Source organism: Aquimarina algiphila, from assembly GCF_947494415.1.
In the GTDB taxonomy this organism is placed as follows: domain Bacteria; phylum Bacteroidota; class Bacteroidia; order Flavobacteriales; family Flavobacteriaceae; genus Aquimarina; species Aquimarina algiphila.
Genome location: NZ_CANLVC010000006.1, coordinates 170,582 through 191,185 on the forward strand (window position 1 = coordinate 170,582; position 20,604 = coordinate 191,185).

The following is a 20,604-nucleotide window of genomic DNA, read 5'->3' on the forward strand; positions in this document are numbered from 1 at the left end:
TGTTGCCAGAGTATTGACATTTTTGTTGCATTGATCGTCAACTTTAACTTTTTGCAAGCACTGCGCTTTACCAAAAATACAAAGACCTTTCGATTTATCACTTAACGGTTATGATCATATTTATCGTGTTGGGCAATGCCCTTATTTACTGTCGTAACTTTATTACTTGCTTTTAAGATATACACTACATAAAATAACCATAATGTTTCTCCATTTCCTTTTTTTTAATCCAAATCAGATAGAGCATTTATGAATACCATTGATCAAATACTAAAGCCAAGATTTTTGACATACCATGTTAACAATAGATGTTTGGTTTACTGTGACTATTTTACAAATATTAAATACGTTTAAAGGTAATCTAGAAGTACTTAATCAACTTTGAAGTACTCAAGCGTTTGAAATTAGAGAATCTTTTTGTTGGAAAATATAATAAAACAGATACTATAATCGAAATTAACCAAAGTTGATATACATGACTTACTTGAATAACTTCACCTTTATTTATGGTAAAGATTAAAATTGCATGAAAAATTAGAAGAACGTACAAATGAATAATATAAAAGAACATAGGGGCTGCGCCATATACTTTTAAAACCTTAGAAAATCGACCATTAATTCTTTCAAAATAAGAAAGCAGTAGAAACCCAATACCCAAAGTAAATAACAAAAAATGTAGGGAAGGAGGGTATTTTGTGTAATTTAAAAATGACATCACTGATTTTAAGACTGAATTTTGTGTCTCCCAGGGCAAAGTTTCACCATAGATATTCCATCCCCTTAATATCAAAAGCAAAGTAAGAGTTGAAAGTCCAAGGAATACTAGTATTTTTTGCCTCCTTGCTGCTACCATATGATGATGATATAATGGTCCTGTAAAGTATCCCAATAAAATTACACCTACCCATGGTAGTACAGGATAAGAAACTCTGATGTCTATAAAACTATCGGTTACTAAATAACCTCTATCGTGAAGAATAGTCCAAAAATTATAACCTAATTCAGTAGTATCGAATGTAATTGGAGTTAATAAATTGTGTCCAAAAACAATGATGAATCCAAGTACTCCAATCCAAATTCTTGGAAGTTTACTCAATAATGCCAAACAAATCATACATATACCTATCGCCCATATCACTTGCAAATACAAAGTGTTATAAGACGCAGACCATGAGAAATTAATTAGTGTGATTTCTAATAGAATTAAAAAAAGCCCTCGTTTTAGTAAGAAAGCGGTTGCCGATCTGGACGGTTTATCTTTTGGGTTTGAATATAACCAAACGGATAGCCCTGTTAAAAAAACGAAGACAGGAGCACATAAATGGGCTAGCAATCTAGTAAAAAACAAACCGCTACCAGTTTCTTCAATAACCATTGGATCTACAACACGATGGTGCGTGAAAAAATGTTCTCGTACATGATCCACTAACATTATCAACATTACAAAACCTCTTAGCATATCTATAGATGCTATTCTTGGAGTTCTTTTTTTATTTTCCATCTTCTTAATTACTGCTTATACTTGTACTATGTTTTTGGCGTTTAAATACCTGATTGTAGAGATACAAACAGAATAGAAAATCTACAGGGATTTTTTAAGTACATCTAAATAAGCATTAATTTTATTCTTTATTATCACCAGTACTTTATTATTCCAAAGCATAAGCCCTTTCAACTGGCCATGTATCATCGTAACCATCTTTCCATTTTTGAGTATTTAATTCTTCATCTGATGAAAGACAAGCGTTAAGATTTGACTTAATTTGTTGTTCATCCATATCCTGACCGATGAATACAATTTCATTTTTTCTATCACCAAAGTCTTTATGCCAATCTTTCTCAATTTGATCCTGATTCTCAATAAATGTTAAGTTTCTGATTCTCTTTTCAAAAGACATACTGCTCCACCAAACTCCAGCGCTGTCCGCTTTTAAAGAACCACCTGCTTGACCCCAGATTAAAGCTTGTTCTGGTCTAGAAGCTAGCCAGAATAAACCTTTACTTCGTATGATTACATTAGGGAAGTTATTTTGTACGTAATTCCAGAATCGTTCAGGGTCAAATGGTTTTTTACTTCTAAAAACAAAAGAGCTAATACCATATTCTTCAGTTTCAGGAGTGTGCTCACTTTTATTTAATTCTTCTATCCATCCAGCACTCTGTTCAGCTTCTTCAAAATCAAATAAGCCTGTGTTTAAAATTTCTTTTGGTGCTATTTTACTAAAACTTGATTCAATAATTCGAGCAGAAGGATTTAACTTTTGGATAGATGCTTTTAATACACCAAGGTGTTCCTTAGTGACTAAATCTGTTTTATTTAATATAATAACGTTAGCGAATTCTATCTGGTCAGTTAGTAGATTAACAATTGTACGATAATCTCCTTCTATATTGGTAAGTTCTCTATCCATTAATGTTTCGGGACTTCCAAAATCATTAAAGAAATTAAAAGCATCAACTACGGTTACCATGGTATCGACATAGCTAAATCGAGAGAGATCAATACCATGTTCTTCATCTACAAATGAGAATGTTTGAGCAACAGGAATAGGTTCACTAATACCGGTACTTTCTATAAGCAAATAATCAAAACGATTTTCTTTTGCTAAGCGTTCTACTTCAATCATCAAGTCTTCTCTTAATGTGCAACAAATACATCCATTACTCATTTCAACAAGCTTTTCTTCTGTTCTCGAAAGCGTGTTTTCACTTTTCACCAGGTTTGCATCTACGTTGACCTCACTCATATCATTCACAATAACTGCCACTTTTAGACCTTCTTTATTGTGCAGGACATGATTTAGCAATGTTGTCTTTCCCGCCCCCAGGAAACCACTTAATACTGTTACAGGTAATTTACTGTCCATATTTGCTATTTTTATTGAATAGAATAAGGGAGTAAATTTAGCTGTTAACATTTGTTAATGCAACTAAGTTGCATTTTTTTAAGAAATAAAATGTTTTTTGAAATGATAGCGTGTTTACGTGGTATCGATTACAATGTTCAATACATAATTTTGTAAGGGTTTGCGTATTTCAAATCTTATCAAGTTACTATTTGAAAAATAAAGCTCTTGATGACGCTCTAAAACTCTTGAAATACTTATGAAGTATACACATTGCGTTGTGGTGTCGGATAATCACATGTGTTTTCTAAATTCGTTTTAGTAAGCTCGAACCGCTCAACTCTGCTTCAATAGTTTTTTCCTTAATCAATTTAGTTAATTCATTATGCCAGGACTGATCTCGCCACATACCTACAAACTGAGGTCCACAGAAATTACTCGTTGAAATAGCTGCCCAACGTCCAGTTTTAACAGCTTCACGAGTACCTAAATCGCATAGTTCTTTAACCCAATCCCACTCCAAAAGAGGCCAGTCTTTATAATCAATTATACCCCAACACTCGGTAGTGACAAGAGGTTTATTGACCTTTTTAGACCATTCGGCAGCCCAATGAATCTGCCTTAAAAGCTGATCTTTCCAGTAGTTTTCTTTTTCACGATATAGTTTTTCTCCTTTTAGAGCAAGGTTTTTATAGCCATCATCAGAAAATCTTTCGTAATTATAGTCTATCTCTTTATAAAATTCACCATTGTTCCCATTTACCATCCAAATATGTACTTCAAGAAAGTCGAGCATGCTAGTATCCCCCTTAGTTAAGGAGGCTTTGTTAACCTCACCAGTGAATGAAAAAGTATATGGGATATCGGGGTATTTTTCTTTCAGTACTGCTATGGATTCACTCATCCAACGACCGGACTCTTTGGTATGCCATCCTTCCAAATCGGTTTTAAAAGGAGTCCATACTTCTAATGGCCATTCGTTACTTAGGTCCAGGTATATGATTTGATCCATCAAATCATGTGATTCAATCAAATCGAGTACCGATAGCCAGACCTCGCCAAGTTTTTGAGGGGTAGTAATCACATTATATGACTTCTCTTCATCTGATCGCCACCATGTTGAGAGTCCAATTTTAATACCGTATTCTTTGCATTTCTTAATGAAGTTAATAAAGTAGGGTTGTAGTATGACTTTAGTAATAGCAGGACTTCCCCAGTCTTGTGTATTCCAATGTGGGTTAATCACAAACTCTTTGTTTGGGTTTTTGTGGATAAGATGTGGAAAAGCATCTATTCGAATAGCATTATAACCCCGTACTTTTAACTCAGAAAGTGCTACATCCCAATCCTCATAACCTGCACCCGGCCATCGTCGTTCCAGCCAACTAAATTCCCACATTGTTATAGCCAAAGCCTTTTTATTATTTGTGGTTTCTTTGAAAGACATAGCACTTATTTCTGTTCCTAAAGACAATCCCAGCGTCGTAAGCGTAATGTTTTTTGTGAAATTTCTTCTGTTCATATTTTTAAAATTAGTTGTAGATGTCTTTTATTGACAGTCTATTTTACATGTACCACAACAGTCTTGTGTATGAGCAGTAACAAATTTTAAGTACCTACTTTATTAAATTACAATATACTTTAATTTAATGAAAGAGGTTTGAGTGCTAACTCAAACCTCTATTATTTATACATATTGTTTTGTAAAGTGTCTTTATTCTTTTGGTTTTGTGTAAGTAACAATGTCAATTCCAATTCCATTAGGGTCAACTATTGCAAAATGTCTGTCGCCCCAAGGTTCGTCTCGGATTTCAATTTCCATTTGGACTCCTTTGTCTTTTAGCTCTTTGTAAACGTCGTCCACTTTCTCAACTTCAATTGTTAAATAAACGCCTTTTCCATTAAATGCCGACTGGAAAATGGATTTTTGACTTGGGTGGTTCGGTTGCAAAAAGCTGATTTCAGCTGAATGATCTGGTGTATGAAGTAATAGATAGAATTCGTTTTCAAAGCTTAGTTCAAAGTCTAATACTTTCATATAAAATTTCTTAGTTTCCTGTAGTTTTTCGGTAATTATTCCTGCGTTAAGTTTCATTTTATTCGCTGTTTGTGCATTTGAAAATCCAAAGAGTAAAACAAATGCAATTAATAATAATGTTTTCATTTTCAATGATTTTGTTTACTGCAAATTTAGATTGACAAGAAACCGTAGCATTGTAAAAATCGGACAAACTTAACGAAAGGCTAGAGAAGGTGTTACACCATAAAATGTTTTAAAGCTTTTAATAAAATGGGCTTGGTCAAAAAATCCGACATCAAAGTACAGTTTGTTTTCTTTTAGACTTTGTTTTGAGGGTTTTGCATTTAAAATATGCTGAAACCTCACAACATTACTAAATGATTTTGCAGTTGTGCCGATATAAAAATTGAAAACTCTACGCAGTTGTCTTAGACTTAAACCTGTATTAAGGTCTTTTTCAATATCCAAATATCCTTTTTTTTGAAAAATTAGGTTTAGTGAATCTAAAAAACGGTGGTCGTAATGAATGTTTTGATTTTTTGAATTTTCAATTATTTTTTCGTTCAGGACTTTTGTAATAGCTTCAAATGAATCGGAAGATTTAATTGCTAAATTGATCCATTTAGAAAAATCGGGCAAAATTTTGTTTAGTTCTTGAGATTGATTGCTTAAAGTTTTAGCATCTACTCTGAATAATATAGGAAATGCAGAAGGTAAAAACCTAATACCGATGTAGTCAAATTCTTTACCTATCGAAAATTGAGTGTACTTTCTGCAAAATCCCATTACAAAATTTTCATTCGGTAGATTATGATTAAAAAATATATCAATACAGCCGTCAGAAACAACTCTATAATTATAATCTTTGTTTAAGGGCTTCTTTGTTTTAAGTTGCCAAAAGCAGTAAACGTAATTTTCAATTTCTTTATTTGGTTGTCTTTCTTGATAGTATATTTCGTTATCGTTAGTCGAAACTGTTGGTTGAATCGGTTTATAATATTCTCTTATGGTTTTTAGTTCATTCACTGCGTTTTCTAAATTAAGCACAACGTTTAATATAAAATGAGCTTTAATGCCGTTTATACCATGTTGGGTACAGTTTAATTAAAAAATTTCAGCATTATTAAACTCCTTCAGCTCAAACTCTATCGGCAAATTATTTCCATCTCTGAACTTCAATATTTGTGGATTATTATTACAATAAATAATATCAAAAGATAATCTGTCATTCCCATAAATTCCTCTATGAATCATATTTGCCGAAAAAATCAATAAATCACTTCTTCTTAATTCTATCAACTTTCCTTTTTTAAGAGGGTCATTTGGTTTTCTATTGTTTAATGAATTTCTAACTTCATATTCTTCATTAGAGTCCCAAATTCTATGTGTTTTTAGGATTAATTCAATTCCAAGTTCTTTTTTTAAAGGTATTCTAAAGTGAACAACATTTTGAGTTTTTATTACTTCTTTTTGTTCTGTCTCACTAATTCCTGTATACTGAATATCTCTATGCCAATAGTTGTTTTGATTCAAATTGTTTGGATCAAAAAAAAGTTGAGTATTCAGAAATTTTGGGCAGTCAAACTCAATAAGATTTATTATTCTATTTGAAGAAATGAAGTCAAACAATATTTTTTTTTCTTGTTTATTGAGGTTTTTTGAAGAAGTAAGGCTATGACTATTTAAAGCTCCTTTTAAATAAATTTCTGAATTTTCCTCTAACCAAAAATTATGAAACTTTATTAAAATAGGTTCTATACGCGAAAGCTCTTCTTCTTTGAAGAAGTTTTTATGATAGCTAAAACCCAACTCTGTGTAATCTCCTATTTTCATACTTTCAATTGTATCTAGTGTTTTGTGTATGATTAGTTGCGAGAAAGTACGCATGCACTTTCTGCCGTTGCTAAAGATAATTAATGCAAGTGATTTTTGATAAGGAAATTCTGCCATACACCTTATTATGTTATATCTGGTATTCAAATCCGAATAGAAATCATTCAATTCTTTACAATCGACAAAAACAATTACAATCACTTCAAGTCTTTTATTTTCAGAGAGATGGGATGTAAGTCCGTTCCTGAAAATTTACATATATACAGGTTCTTTAGATCCAAATCGACTCGTCCTAATCTATATTAAATCCAAGTTCATCAAAATAGAAGTCCATCATTTTTTATAGTTCTATTAAATACAGTACAACGGTTTTCTGTATGAATAGTAGTGGGTTTTGAGTACTAATTTTTTATATATGTTGTTAGCTACTGGCGTAGCAGTCTTTAATAAATTGTTTTTTAAAATAATTGTACTTGTTCAAAGGTTTCATCTTTATAGTACTTTACAATAAATCAATAAAAACAGAACAAAATCAACTAAAAAATGTGTGAATATTACTAAGCCAGTTGATTTCTGTTTATCAGCAATAAAACTATACGCTATGGAAATTAGAATATAAGGTAGTATTAACTCTAATGGTAAAAAATGAACGATTGAGAATAATATTCCAATGACTAAATAGCTTACAAGTTTAGAGTATTTTCTGTGCGTAGTATTTTGCATAAAACCTCTATAAGTAACTTCTTCTACTATACCTGCTGTAAGTGCTAATCCTAACAAAAGTGGAATAGCTGTGATAGCATTATAATCTGAAAATGATTTTATAAACCCTAATTGTGGTGAGTTATCTATATCAAAAATTATGTAACTAAAGTATATAGTTGTTAGAGTAAATATGCCTAAACCTAAAACGCTTAGTATATTTTTTTTATCTAAAATATTAAACTTAAAACGTATTTTAATATCGTCTTTATTTGTAAATGGATTCCATTTGTTTATAATTTTCCAGTATACATAAAGCATAATCAAAACGGGTATTAAACTAATACCATATTTTGGGAAGTATTTAAGGTTAAGTTGTATAATTGTTTGATTAATGGTAATAATTGGATATAATAAAATAATGTTTAATAACATTGCTTTTAACCAAGCAGGAATCTTTTGCCAAACTTTTTTCATAATAGTATAAATTTTAATTTGAAACAAAAGTAGTGGCAGTCAAAGGTATAGAAGTCCTTTTAATATTGTTGGGACGTATTTTTGTTTAATTTTCTATACGTACTTGGTGTTTGTCCAGTTTTATCTTTAAATATTCTATTAAAAGCAGATTTACTATTAAAACCATTATCATAGGCAATAATCATAATTTGTTCTGTAGATGATATAAGTTCTTTTTTTATAGATTCTATTCTATATGTATTTATTAAGTCGTAAAAATTTTCAAACTCACTGTATTTAATTATATCAGTTAATTCTATAGATTTAATGTTGAGGTAACTTGAAAGTTTGACTAACGAAAGGTTTTCATCTTGATAATACTTACTGGTTTCTAGAGCTCTTTTTAACTCGTTTAACTCATCTTTAAATTGTTTTATTGGTTTGTTATCTTGTTTTAAAATGCTTTTTTTAGGTATGCTAACATAGTTTTGAGATAATACATTTGAATTAAAAATAAATGAAAATAATACTTGAATTATAATCATAAAACTTAACAAAATTCTAACGTTAATTACAGGATACATATAATTAAAAAAATAGAGTATAATTGGAATTAAGAAAAGAGAAACCCATAAACTATGAAACTTTAAAATCCAATTTGCACTAATGTTTTTTAAACTCGAAAAATGATTATAGAGTATACTATTAAACTTTTTTATCTCTCTAATACTCTTGCTAAAATAAATGATTGATAACATGATTATTACTAAGAAAAGAATTAAAACATCTATAGAGAAAAGAGACTCATTATTACTAATGTTTTTTTCAAGTTTCATGTATTGTTCTAAAATTAATTCATCTGGAACAGATAAATAACTAATTAAAGAAAGAGATAATCCCATTATAAACGGAAGAAAATTAAGAAGTATTTTAAATTTAAACTTGGTGGTATTTAATAAAGATTTTGAATAAAGCCATAAAACGACACTGTCTAACAATAACAAGTTTTGGTCTAACATTAATAGGATTGGATATTTTGAAGCTATTTCAGAATCTTTTAATAGAAAAAAAATGCACCTAACAGTCCAAACTATATTAATTAAAACAGCTATTTTAGTAGAAGTAAGTTTAGCGTTTTTCCCTTTCAATAATTGAAAAATTCCTAATAGACTTATTCCAATACCTATTCCTAAAATAATTTTCATTTTTCTTTATTCAGCTTGCACATAACGTTTAGTGTATATATCGTTAGAAATTCTGTCGAAGAATTTCCTTTTGTGCCAAGGTAACAAAATTGAAATGAATTCTGTTTAAGGAATCCAGTTGTAATGGGCTATACACATTGTTGTGAACAGTTTTTTAGTAATTCTCTATTACAAAATTCATTTTTCCAGAATCCATTAGATAATTATAATTCCCATTCACCTTTTTGATATCATTCATGTCGAATTCTGTTTTTTTTATTCTAAATACTCTAACTCTTTCTCCATTACTATTTCCTGCCCATTCGTAGAGGTTTTTTTTCATAGTACTTTGATTATCCCAAACGTATACTTTATTCCAAGATTTTTCTATTATTCCAAATTCATTGAATTCTGTTATAGAACCCGGTGTATCGGTTTTTTTACAGCGAAATATGATATCTCCATTCTCAACTTTCTTATTAAAATATACCAAGTCACCGTACGTATCTTCATTATCCATTAGAAAAAGTGCGAAGATCACAAACCCGGCAATTGTAAGTATTAGAGTGATTCCAATTCCAATTACATATTTAGTTTTAACATTCATTTTGTCAAATTTTACCCAACGTTATAGTATAAGAATAGTAGCGGGGCAAAATGTTACTCTGTTTTTTGATTTTTCTGAGCAGTGATTGCTAACTTTTACTTCTTGCAAGCATTGCGTCTTACCAAATATACAAGAACCAATCAGTTATCACTTAGCTGCTATGGACACATATATCCTGTTGTAACCAGTTTTACCTTACTTTATCATCATTATAATTCTAGCTTTATAATTCTAGATATTTTTTAAACTTCATTTTTATTTATAAATCTTTCGCAAGACATAAGCTGTCTGGAATATTCTTTAGTATACCGTATTTCTCTATAGAATTATAATTGTTTCTTTGATAAAGTTTACCCGCTTCAGGTTGTTTTGAGCCCATAAAGAGTATACATCTGGAATATCCTAATTCTTTAGACCAGTTTTCTAATTCAGATAAAATTTTCTCTCCAACTCTTTGACCTCTTGACTCTTGCGATACATACATTCTTTTAATCTCCATAGAATTAAAATTGTATTCAGAGATTGCTCCGCAACCAATTGCTTTATCTTTTTTGAATGCTAAAACAACATAATTTAAATTAGAGATATCATTGAATTGAGATAAAGGATGAGTCTTACCGTCTCTTTCTGCAAGGTCTAAATTTAGTGATTGTACAAGTTTTTTAAATTCTGGATTTTGAGAATTTGTTCTTATTATTTTCATTATGTTTTAGAGTAAATTAAATGACGTACAACATTATATGTATAAATTTTCCTTACGAAACCACTATGGTTAATAAACTTTGTTAGTGATGGTTTTATTTTTCAATTAGTAAGTTTTCTAAATACCTGAGAGCAGAAGCTATTAAATTCTTCCTATTCTTAGCTTTTTGATTAAAAGATTTGAGTAGCTCCCTATCTAACTTTCGTCCTTTTATAAAAACTGATGAAGGATTTTTAAGTGCTGATAGTGTTATCAAAGGGTTACTATCTAGTATTAATAAATTAGCAAGCTTACCCTCTTCAATCGTTCCTATAGAATTCATAATAGAATGTGTTTTGGAAGCATTTACAGTAGCTGTTTTTAATACTTCATAATTAGAAAGCCCGGCTTCTTTGTAAAATTTTAGTTCCTGATGTATTGAAAATCCTGGAAGGGTTACACCAATACCTCCATCTGTTCCGCAAATTATATTTACACCTGCTTTGTGAAGCTTTTGTACGATGGCAATATGAAAGTAATGTTGATTTTTTATTCTACGAACTACAGTTGAATCTTTTAGTTTGGCATTAAACCAACGATCAAATTGTTTTTTACTGTCTACTTTTTTGATCAGTGGATTCATGTATTCCAATGATTCTGAATCTAAAATTGAATCGTCTATCATCATTTGATAGATATTATTAAATACTGTAATTGTAGGGCTATAACTGGTATGCTTTGAAAGTGAAATAGAATCAATAATGGATTGAAGTTTGATCGTATCTAAATCAAACTTCAATGGTTGTTGTACAATTTCTTCAGCATGTTCGATAGATTTGATTTGTGATTTTAAATGATACGAAAAAGGTACTTTTTGTGAAGGATGGGCAACAATATCAATGTTAGAAGTCTCAGCCTGTTCAACCACTGCATCAAAGATTTCTTTATCCAATCCGTAGTAAGTTTTGATTAAATCGTAACCTCTGTCTTTATATGAGGTCACTTTTTCTTTAGCTTCACTCGGACTGGTTAGATTTAAATTATCGTCACCAATAAATTCAGTTCCCGTTAGTTTAGGACCCGTCGTAAAAAAGATGGGAGAGAAAATATTGTTTTTAACGACATCCTCTTTAATTCTTAGATGCATAGGCATACCCCATAAATTTCTAACCGCCGTGACTCCATTTGACAGGTAGAGACCAAGTTCGTACCTATCCCAAATATGAACGTGCATGTCGATAAGACCTGGTGTTATGTATTTGTTTTTTGCGTCAAAAATTTGAATTTTATCGACCTCAATAGCATCCGCGATTTTTTCAATTATACCTTCTTTTATGTATACCATTTTGTTTATTAAAACAGTATCCTGATTCATTGGTATTACATTAACGTTGGTAATAAGATAAGAATCATTAGCTGTTAGTTCATTCTTATCAATATTGAGATAGCTAGTTTTTTGTGAATCAACCCAAAGTATAATAATCGAGGTTAGCACTAATAAACCTATGATTGCTAATACAATTTTTAATAGACGTTTTAATATTTTCATTTATCTAATTACTGCTAAAGGGATATATGAGAAGTAGTGTGTTTTAACCACTATTTTTTATATATGTTGGTACGGTCAGTTTGCAGTTTATTATAATTTTTTCATTTTGTTTTCTGCTAGTTCTAATAGTTGTTGAATAAAATTAGTTTTTTCTAAGTGCTTACCTGCATTCTTATTAATCTTTCTTAGATTATCAAAAGTGAGGTATTCAGGGTGATAAATCTCTGAAATTATTGCATATTGATGGCTATTATTGTCTTTAGTTATATTAAATTCATAAATGTAAATTGCTAATTTTGAAGGATTAATATTCCCCATTATTTTATATGTCTCTGTAAAATCAGTCTGAGGTAAAATCTCGCCAAAATAAAGGCTTTTCTTCTCAATTCTCCATTGATTCTTTTTGAAAGTTTCTCCTATAGATTGACCACTTAAAATTTTTAAATGCTCTTTTATGAAAGTACTATCTATAGTCTCAGTAAATTTTACAATAGCAAGGGTTCGCGTAATTTTCTTTCCATCATGTAAACTATATAAATTGGATATTCTTAGTTTACTATTTTGATTAAGAACTTTAACATTATAGTTTCCAAATTTAATTTTAATTCTTTCGCTATTAAGTAGTTTAGATAATAAAAAGGATTCATGAGAAATTTGAGATAATTTTGAGTGACGATTATTACCACTACAACCAATAAGAACATTAAATAAAAAAATGAATAGAATATATATAAAATGTTTGGTTTTCATCTCTTATAATTGGCTATAACGTTTCTTATATGTTGCGTTTGCTTCCCGAAGGGAGTATATGCAATATACAAATTGTTGTGTATAGTTTTTAATATGCAAATCGATTAAAAACGCCAATCAATTTCCATTCTTCATTCAAGTTTTTGTATAGACTGGAGTATCCTCCATTATTACCAAATTTAAAACTAATCATGCTGTATTTATTATCATCAGAAAAAATAGGTCTAGATATTGATAATGGCCAACCTCTCCATTTGTGGGGATTATTATTAAACCGTCTTATTTTCCTTTTCAGCTCTCTTTTTTGTTCTTTAGATTTTGGTTTAATAGATTCCAGAGCAGCATTTATATTAATTTTCTGGTTCTTTTTAGTCAGATAAACTTCCTTTAGTTCGTCTATTTTCCATTCCGTTAAGTTTTGAGTAGTGGTTTTTGAAATTAGTTCAATTAAGATTATCGAATCTTTCAAAATCAGCTTACTTTCATTTAACTCATATAGATAATTATTGATATTCCATTTGTCTGTCTTTAAATTAGGTTTGTAACCTTCTTTGTCAACAATCTTTGTTTTATCAACCAAAGCTAAATCTAATAAATCTTGAGAAGACATAGTATAACTGAAAAGCACTACGAATAAGTATAGTAATTTTTTCATTATTGGTTCAGTTTATTTTCAAAACTAAATTAGTTAGTTTATTCTCAAAACTAAAAATGAGTAAACTTACTTTTTTAGAAGATTAACTATCCCAATGATTTAGTTATTAGATTTGATAATTAATACACTATTATACGTTCGTTTTATTTTTTTGTTTTCGTTTTTGAATTGCCATATACATTGCGTGAGGTAACATAATGAATGTCATTCCAGAAAAAGGGATCATATATACTCCGATTAGGACTACAATTAAATACGACCAAATAAATTTACTGGGTATATTTTCAGTAGTTTTTTCAATATAGTCAACTAAAAATCCAATTGGAATTAATAATATTCCAAAATAAACAAACCAAAATGCGGCAAAATTTTCATAATTCATTTGCCCATTTAATAAAGGGAATTCAATAAGTCCTTCACTAATTTTGAAAAACAGTTTATTGGCGAATTCTAGAAACTGTTTGCCAAATGCAAATGGCGAAATACCTAACAAAAAATGAGCAATTCCTATGTATAGTAATATTTTTCCGTTCGTTAATTTCATCTTTTTTCTTTATTTGATACAAAATTAATTACTTTCAAATAAATTGTTTTTGACCTAAATCAAATTATTTTTTGCCCACTCTTATCCTGCTAAGCGTTTCTTGATTGATTCCTAAAAAAGTTGGAATATGACTTAATGGTGCGATTGATCCAATATTTAGGTGTTGTTTTGTTAAACTTTTATAATGTTAGATTGCTTAATTGTCTTAAACCGAAGTGAAAATATTCTGTTTCTAAATTAAACAATTACCTTGGATAGTATAATGTGAAATAAGTATTCGTAATCGTGATATTTTTTGGAGAGAAATTCAACTTTATCCTTTTGGGTTTCAAGAATAACGCAATCTTCCATAGTTTCAATATGATGAAGGTTTGGCTTGTCTGTTAGAAAGTCAGTGCTTGAAGTAAAGTAAACTAATCTATAATTTTCTGATTATTATTAATGTAATACGTTTTTATAGATCTTTTTATCACATAAAGTAATTTGTTTTTGTTACTCTTCCACTACAATCTGCTTACCTTTTTTGTATTCAAGTATTTTACCGTTAGCCTCCCAACTTGAAATTGTTTCTTTCTCAAGATTACTATAATTAAGAGCTGTTTTATCAATTATTTCATTCAATTTTAATGACATACAACAGACTAGTATAAGAGTAGTAAATGGTTTTTAAGTATTAATTTATAGACTTAGATCCACTATAAACATAAAAAAGCGATTTCGATGAAGCACCGAAACCGCTATTGTTTTTATACATTGTTAGGCATTGGTGTTATTTCACTATTTTGATGATGTTTTCTACCATTTCTACTCTTGCAGTTGTTATAAAACCATCAAATTGTTCTTTGGTCATATTTGGGTTTTCAATAAACTCATAATTTGAAGTCCACACTATCATTGACTTGTTGTAACCTAAATCAATTACCTTAATCATATTGTTCATATTTTTTGCAGGAACTCCTTCGACAACTTGGTACGAGTAAGTTCTAGTTTTATCATCGAAGCCAGTTATCTTTTCTTTAAAGTGACCTTTTCCATCTGCTGAAGTACAAACTCTCTCCCCACCAATTCCTTTTGGACCTTTCCATTGCACTTTTGATACGAATGATGATAACTTATCTATATTGTCCATTTCACGAATTTGTTCCCAAACTTCATCTGCAGAACTTTCTATTTCGGTTACCAATGGTGATTGAGCTTGTAATGTAAAGGTTGAAAAAATAAATACGGTTAATAAAATTGCTATTTTTTTCATGATTTTAATTTTTGAATGTTATTGAAATTTGTTTTTATGTTTAAGTTTTTATTAATGTAGCCTTAGGGTACTTCTTCTTTATTTCCTTGTATTTGTTAGTTCCACCAGTAACACGTTCGCCTGTTTCGATGTAGTGTTTTAATCCTACAAGAGTGCCAGACAATTGTTTTTTAAATCCTCCTTTGGCAATTATTCCTAAAAAGGCTGGTTTTGTTCTAAATTGAAATTCATATGAAGCGGTTGAAGTTCCATCGCCATTGTCTTTTACTCGGTAAAAAGCTTGAGAATTATCAAAGTTTAAAGGAAGTTTCGCTCCATCAATAACTACATTACGCATTACCATATTTTCATTATCGATTTCTGCAATTCGCTCTTTAGACCATTGCGTCCCTTTAATATTAAAATTGCATTTACGTTTGGCTCCTAATTCACCTTTTAAAGAACCATTGGTATATTCTGATGTATATATATACGGTGAAAAGTTTGATATTTCTCCGTAATCTAAAACCATTGCTTTCCATACACGTTCAGCAGGTGCTTCTATTTTCATTTCTACCTTAACCGCACGAAATTTTTTTTCCATACTTTGTGCAGATACATTAATACTAAATATCCCTATTAGTATTAATGCTAACGTCGATTTGATTTTGTTTTTCATAATTTAAAATTTAAGTTCTACTACTTTGATACCGCTTTTGAGTTGGTGTTACAAAACCTATACAACTTTCTATAGTAGTTTTTCAATTTCTTTTGCTTTATTCTGGCTAGGGGTTCCTGTTTCAACAAAGTGTTTCAAATCATTTGGAATGTATTCTATTTGTTTACTTAGTTGCATTTTCATCATAGGTCTCATAATGCTACCTATTAAACCTTGTGTTTTTACGACTAAATGCATTTGCACTTTTGTCTTTTCAGAGTCTATTGTTAACAGTTGCCAATTATTAATTGCAGTATCTACAAAAAAAGGAAAGCCTTGAATAACTTCATATTCAAGAATATAATTACCGATGTCAAATTTTTTGATTACCTCTTTGATCTTGCCTGACGGCAATTCGCAAGCTCTATTATTTGATGGAGCTCCATTAATCACTGGTGAACTAAAACCTTTTGAATGATTTAAACCTGATGCCCATTTGTAGGCATCACCAAATTGATTCCCCAGTATTTCCCATACTGCTTCTATAGGTTTGTTGATAATGATTTCTTTTTTGAATTCCATGTCAATAAATTTTATGTGCATTAATGATTTACTGTTTTGATACAGAGAAGTACAATGTGTTACAAAATGAAAAAGGTTACTTCATCATGAAGTAACCTTTTTAATCATTTAAAAGAAGTTTTTCAGAACTTATAAATTGAAATAGGCAGAAAGTTTATCATTATTTATGAGCTCTTTGATAATGGTTTCTTTATTAAAATCTTCCTTAACTGGATGTTCTTGAAATAGTTTACTATAAGTTGATGTAAAATCATTTAAAGCTTCTTCATGATTGTCCTCAACAAAATCTTTTACTTTCGTTTTTGTTTTGATATTAAAAAGCATTTTTTCTTCGTCTAAAACACCCATTTGTTTCAAAGCTTTTGCTTTTTTTGGACATCGACAAGGATTTTTTTTATTAACGAGACCACATTTGTTGTTCATATAGTTAAACAAATCTTTACGTGCTCTGTGAAGTTTTATTCTAAAATTTTGGGGGCTTATTCCAAAAATATCTCCTCCAAGTGTATGGTCAATTCCAAAACTTGCTCCAAGAATGAATATTAATCGCTGTTCTCTATTAAGGCACATAATCATTCCGCTCATACATTGAATCTGCATTTCTTTTGATAGTTCTTGATAGTTTATTTCATCTTCAACGCTCAATTCTGGATTTGGAACTTGGTCTAAGCGCTTTCCATAATCATCAAAATCAGAAAACTGTGCTTCGCCTTTTCTTCTTTTAGATAGTAAAAACTCATTAACAACGATACGATATAGCCATGTTCTAAATTTACTTTTAAAATTAAATTGTCCTAATTTGGTTATTACTTTAATAAGAACTTCTTGAGTTAAATCTTGAGCATCAATAGAATTATGACACATTTTCCAAGCCACATTGTAAATGAAAGGCTGATGAAAACTTATAATTTTATTTAGAGATTCCCTATTGCCCTCTATAGCTTGTTTGACGAGGTTTTGTTGTTCTGTGTCTGAATAAGATTTACTAAAAGGAAATTCCATAGTATAAAGGTTTTTTTAGTTTAGATACAGAATTCTTAAAAGTGTTACAAAAGTTATTGAATTGAGGATTGTTTTTTTCAGTTTGTGACTAACGCCAAATATATAAATCGAATCAAGGCAAGTATACCTTAATCAATTGATCTATCTGCGTATTTTTATTTCTTTTTTTAGTTCTTCAATCAGTTTGTTTTCGCTCATCATATCCTGAAATATGCTGCTTTTAGGAAGAAAGTATAATGTCTTTAATTCTCCCGATTTCATATACTTTATTTTAAACGGTAAATCATCAAAAAGAAAAGTCCGTTCAATATTTTTTACATCATTTAATAGAATTAAATTTTTAGATGTTACATTTCCAATTGATAAAGATTGTTCATTCCAATAGACTGTTTTGAGTTTAGTTATTCCCATGCTGCGCATAATAAATAGACCGATAATCCAAAAAGTTATTGTTATAAAGTTTGTTTTGAAGTCAAATATGAATAGCATAATAAAAACTATAATGGAGAAAATGATGAATTTTACAATTAATATTATCTGAAAGATTTTCGTAAGATTAGAAGATATTTTTTTATTCATTTTAATTTAATACTAACGTGTTCGTGTATGATGTCGTTACGTTGGTTAGGTTAAATTTAGCAAAAGAAAATAGAATAAAGGATTTGCAAATAATTATTCCGAATAAACAAAGAGTAAGTAATGCATTATACACGTTGTTGTAGCATGTTTTATATTAATTAGTATTTTTTCAAAAAGTGATTCTTTTGTCTCTCTAACTTTCAACAATAATTTATTTTAATCCTTTTTAGATCTATTATTACAATTACCTTGACTATTCTTTCAAGAACTTTTAAATCAAGTTAGCTATGAAGACCCCAAAACATATTACTGCCAGCTTGGATAAATTAAACTTGTGACCTTCACCAGTTTCAAACAAAATGGTTGTAGCAATATGTAAAAATATACCGATCACTATAGCATTAACATAATCCATATATTCAGTAACTAAGACTAAATTATTAGATATAAAGGTACCTAAAGGCGTCATTAGTGCAAATACAACTAAGAAACCAATACTTTGTACTTTGCTGTAGTTAGATTGTAATAAAAAGGTAGTTAATAATGTTGCTATCGGGATTTTATGAATTAATATACCATATACCATGTCATTGTGATGATGAATTGGAAATCCTTCTAAAAAGCTATGAATACAAAGACTTATAAATAGTACCCAGGGAAATTTTTTATCTTCTTTATGTTTATGTTCATGACCATGTTCAACTCCTTGTGATAAAAACTCTAAAACAATTTGCAATAAGACACCGCACATTATAAAGAACCCGGTTTGCTTGGCTTCTATATGATGATACACTTCTGGCAATAAATCAAAAAGTGTTAATGCTAATAGAAATGCGCCACTGAATGATAATAAGAGTTTAGTGCCTATTGACTTTTGTTTTTTGGTTACAAAAGCAATAATAACGCCGATAACAATGGCAAAAACTGGAAGTAAATACCTATTCATAATTATATCTGTAAAAATTCCACATGGGTCTATTCTTATTTTTCTATTTCTTATTACTCTTCGTTCTTGTAGAATAAGTTTTACTAACAATTTTCCACTTACCATCAATTTTTAGCAGATGCATAAAATCAATGTAAGAAAAGGTGTCATATTCTAGCTCTAACTGAGCGTTGGCTGCATCTCCTGCTATATTTATAGCAATCATATAGGTTTTTGTTTCTACGGGATCATTTGAGTTAGCATACTCGCTTAACGCTTCAATAGCATTTACTTCCTCATATTTTTTGTCTATCCATTTCATGGTAGCATTGGAATGGAATGCTTTTTCAAAAGACTCTTTATTATGCGTAGTCATTCCATCGAAGTAATAATTGATCGTTTTTTCAATCAATTGTAGATCGTTATCTTGTGCTTGTAGTTGTGTCATAATAATTGTGTTCAAGATGAATATGAAATATATTTTTTTCATGATTATTTATTTTGAATTTTTAATTCGAAAATCTTAAGGACGTAAAGCAACTTTAAGCGTTCCAGAAGAGCGATCACGCATTAAATTGTATCCTTTTTCTGCTTCAGATAGTGGTAAAATATCAGTAAAAATCTTGCTAGGGTCAATTACACCTCTCTCTACTATAGGAAGTAATTTTTCCATATATGCGGCTACATTTACAACACCTGTATGAATGGTTATATTTCTAAACAATGCTGATGAATAAGGTTGATCAACGGGTTCATAAAGGTGACCAAAACCTAGAACACTTATTGATGCACCAGCTTGAGTCATTTCCATACCTTGGGCAATTGCTGTTTTATTCCCCACAGAATCGATCACAGAATTTGCACCTCTTCCTTCAGTAAGTGATTTTACAAATGCTATGGGGTCTTCGTTTTTAGAGTTTACTACGTGAGTAGCTCCAATGGTTTTTGCTAATTCTAATCTGCTATCGTGACGTCCTACAAGAATAATAGTAGAAGGACCAAATAATGTAGAAGCCATTACCGCGCTTAGCCCTACTGCACCGTCACCAATAACTACTACGGTTTCTCCTGTCTTGATATTCGCATTCAATGCACCATGATAACCGGTGGCAAAATTATCTCCTAATGGAAGAACTTTTGTGTCATGTTCATCTCCTGTTAAACCTTCTGGAAGTTTGAATAATGAAGAGTTACCGTAAGGAACACGTATAAACTCGGCTTGTCCACCCTGAATATCATCACCTCCATGTTGAGCAAATAGAGGAGTTCCAAATAAACCTCCGTGGTCACATGCAGAAGGTAAATCGCGTTTGCAATAGTAACAATCCCCGTCTACAAACATGGCTGAAGCTACGACACGATCTCCAACTTTTAAAGAATGAATATCTTTACCTACTTGATCTACAACACCAACAAATTCGTGGCCTATTCGCATCCCTTTAAATAAACCCATTTCTGGTCCATTTTGGGTGAATTCTAAATCTGCACCGCAAATACCAGCAAGGGTAATACGCACGATAACATCATCATCTTTTAATAATTGAGGTTTTGGTATATCCACAACTTCAATTTGTGACCTTTCTTTATAAACTACTGCTTTCATAATAAATCTTTTAACTTGTTTTTCACTTTGTTTATTTTTAAAAAAGATTAGGATCTAGTTTTACAGAACTTATGGTCTAATAAAACTCAAACCCAATCTGCCAATTATTGACACTACAAAGTTGCGTTGTATGTTAAGAGATTAATATGATGTTTGGTAAGAAAATTGCTTGACTTTTGTCAAGGAATACAATTGA

The 20,604-nt window shown here is 30.3% G+C and carries 22 protein-coding genes; all 22 read right to left on the reverse strand.

Annotated elements, in window-relative coordinates; all coding sequences use genetic code 11:
- Positions 1-361: 361 nt before the first annotated feature.
- Positions 362-1,501 (reverse strand): DUF1624 domain-containing protein, encoded by a 1,140-nt coding sequence (locus PQF96_RS10085; protein WP_271765977.1) that lies wholly within the window; start codon positions 1,499-1,501, stop codon positions 362-364.
- Between the two features lie 148 nt (positions 1,502-1,649).
- The gene (locus PQF96_RS10090; protein WP_271765978.1) at positions 1,650-2,867 is read right to left on the reverse strand and encodes a GTP-binding protein; all 1,218 of its coding nucleotides are present in this window, start codon (positions 2,865-2,867) and stop codon (positions 1,650-1,652) included.
- A gap of 286 nt (positions 2,868-3,153) precedes the next feature.
- Positions 3,154-4,368 (reverse strand): cellulase-like family protein, encoded by a 1,215-nt coding sequence (locus PQF96_RS10095; protein ID WP_271765979.1) that lies wholly within the window; start codon positions 4,366-4,368, stop codon positions 3,154-3,156.
- A gap of 192 nt (positions 4,369-4,560) precedes the next feature.
- Entirely contained in the window at positions 4,561-4,941 is a 381-nt protein-coding gene (locus PQF96_RS10100; protein WP_271767070.1) for a VOC family protein, read from the reverse strand.
- A gap of 138 nt (positions 4,942-5,079) precedes the next feature.
- Positions 5,080-5,913, reverse strand: a complete 834-nt coding sequence (locus tag PQF96_RS10105) for an AraC family transcriptional regulator (protein WP_271765980.1) — start codon at positions 5,911-5,913, stop codon at positions 5,080-5,082.
- 57 nt (positions 5,914-5,970) lie between these two features.
- Entirely contained in the window at positions 5,971-6,816 is an 846-nt protein-coding gene (locus tag PQF96_RS10110) for a phytanoyl-CoA dioxygenase family protein (RefSeq protein WP_271765981.1), read from the reverse strand.
- A gap of 375 nt (positions 6,817-7,191) precedes the next feature.
- Entirely contained in the window at positions 7,192-7,878 is a 687-nt protein-coding gene (locus PQF96_RS10115; RefSeq protein WP_271765982.1) for a CPBP family intramembrane glutamic endopeptidase, read from the reverse strand.
- A gap of 59 nt (positions 7,879-7,937) precedes the next feature.
- Positions 7,938-9,062 carry a helix-turn-helix domain-containing protein gene (locus PQF96_RS10120; protein ID WP_271765983.1) on the reverse strand — a complete coding sequence of 375 codons (1,125 nt, stop codon included), beginning with the start codon at positions 9,060-9,062 and terminating at the stop codon, positions 7,938-7,940.
- A gap of 154 nt (positions 9,063-9,216) precedes the next feature.
- Positions 9,217-9,648 (reverse strand): hypothetical protein, encoded by a 432-nt coding sequence (locus PQF96_RS10125; protein ID WP_271765984.1) that lies wholly within the window; start codon positions 9,646-9,648, stop codon positions 9,217-9,219.
- A gap of 259 nt (positions 9,649-9,907) precedes the next feature.
- Positions 9,908-10,351: a GNAT family N-acetyltransferase gene (locus tag PQF96_RS10130; RefSeq protein ID WP_271765985.1), complete on the reverse strand. Its 444-nt coding sequence runs from the start codon at positions 10,349-10,351 to the stop codon at positions 9,908-9,910.
- A 94-nt stretch (positions 10,352-10,445) separates the two neighbouring features.
- Positions 10,446-11,879 (reverse strand): amidohydrolase family protein, encoded by a 1,434-nt coding sequence (locus PQF96_RS10135; protein ID WP_271765986.1) that lies wholly within the window; start codon positions 11,877-11,879, stop codon positions 10,446-10,448.
- Between the two features lie 90 nt (positions 11,880-11,969).
- Positions 11,970-12,629 carry a hypothetical protein gene (locus tag PQF96_RS10140; RefSeq protein WP_271765987.1) on the reverse strand — a complete coding sequence of 220 codons (660 nt, stop codon included), beginning with the start codon at positions 12,627-12,629 and terminating at the stop codon, positions 11,970-11,972.
- A gap of 88 nt (positions 12,630-12,717) precedes the next feature.
- Complete coding sequence (locus PQF96_RS10145) at positions 12,718-13,284, reverse strand: hypothetical protein (protein WP_271765988.1); 567 nt, start codon at positions 13,282-13,284, stop codon at positions 12,718-12,720.
- A 130-nt stretch (positions 13,285-13,414) separates the two neighbouring features.
- Entirely contained in the window at positions 13,415-13,828 is a 414-nt protein-coding gene (locus PQF96_RS10150; protein WP_271765989.1) for a DUF6463 family protein, read from the reverse strand.
- Positions 13,829-14,597: 769 nt separating this feature from the next.
- Positions 14,598-15,080 (reverse strand): SRPBCC family protein, encoded by a 483-nt coding sequence (locus PQF96_RS10155; RefSeq protein ID WP_109438503.1) that lies wholly within the window; start codon positions 15,078-15,080, stop codon positions 14,598-14,600.
- Positions 15,081-15,120: 40 nt separating this feature from the next.
- The gene (locus tag PQF96_RS10160; RefSeq protein ID WP_271765990.1) at positions 15,121-15,738 is read right to left on the reverse strand and encodes an SRPBCC family protein; all 618 of its coding nucleotides are present in this window, start codon (positions 15,736-15,738) and stop codon (positions 15,121-15,123) included.
- A 69-nt stretch (positions 15,739-15,807) separates the two neighbouring features.
- The gene (locus tag PQF96_RS10165) at positions 15,808-16,299 is read right to left on the reverse strand and encodes an SRPBCC family protein (protein ID WP_271765991.1); all 492 of its coding nucleotides are present in this window, start codon (positions 16,297-16,299) and stop codon (positions 15,808-15,810) included.
- A 129-nt stretch (positions 16,300-16,428) separates the two neighbouring features.
- Positions 16,429-17,301 carry an RNA polymerase sigma factor gene (locus tag PQF96_RS10170; protein ID WP_109438505.1) on the reverse strand — a complete coding sequence of 291 codons (873 nt, stop codon included), beginning with the start codon at positions 17,299-17,301 and terminating at the stop codon, positions 16,429-16,431.
- A 141-nt stretch (positions 17,302-17,442) separates the two neighbouring features.
- Entirely contained in the window at positions 17,443-17,712 is a 270-nt protein-coding gene (locus PQF96_RS10175) for a hypothetical protein (protein ID WP_271765992.1), read from the reverse strand.
- 439 nt (positions 17,713-18,151) lie between these two features.
- Positions 18,152-18,826: a ZIP family metal transporter gene (locus tag PQF96_RS10180; RefSeq protein ID WP_271765993.1), complete on the reverse strand. Its 675-nt coding sequence runs from the start codon at positions 18,824-18,826 to the stop codon at positions 18,152-18,154.
- A gap of 43 nt (positions 18,827-18,869) precedes the next feature.
- Positions 18,870-19,253 carry a nuclear transport factor 2 family protein gene (locus PQF96_RS10185; RefSeq protein ID WP_271765994.1) on the reverse strand — a complete coding sequence of 128 codons (384 nt, stop codon included), beginning with the start codon at positions 19,251-19,253 and terminating at the stop codon, positions 18,870-18,872.
- Between the two features lie 75 nt (positions 19,254-19,328).
- Positions 19,329-20,408 (reverse strand): zinc-dependent alcohol dehydrogenase, encoded by a 1,080-nt coding sequence (locus PQF96_RS10190; protein ID WP_271765995.1) that lies wholly within the window; start codon positions 20,406-20,408, stop codon positions 19,329-19,331.
- Positions 20,409-20,604 lie beyond the last annotated feature (196 nt).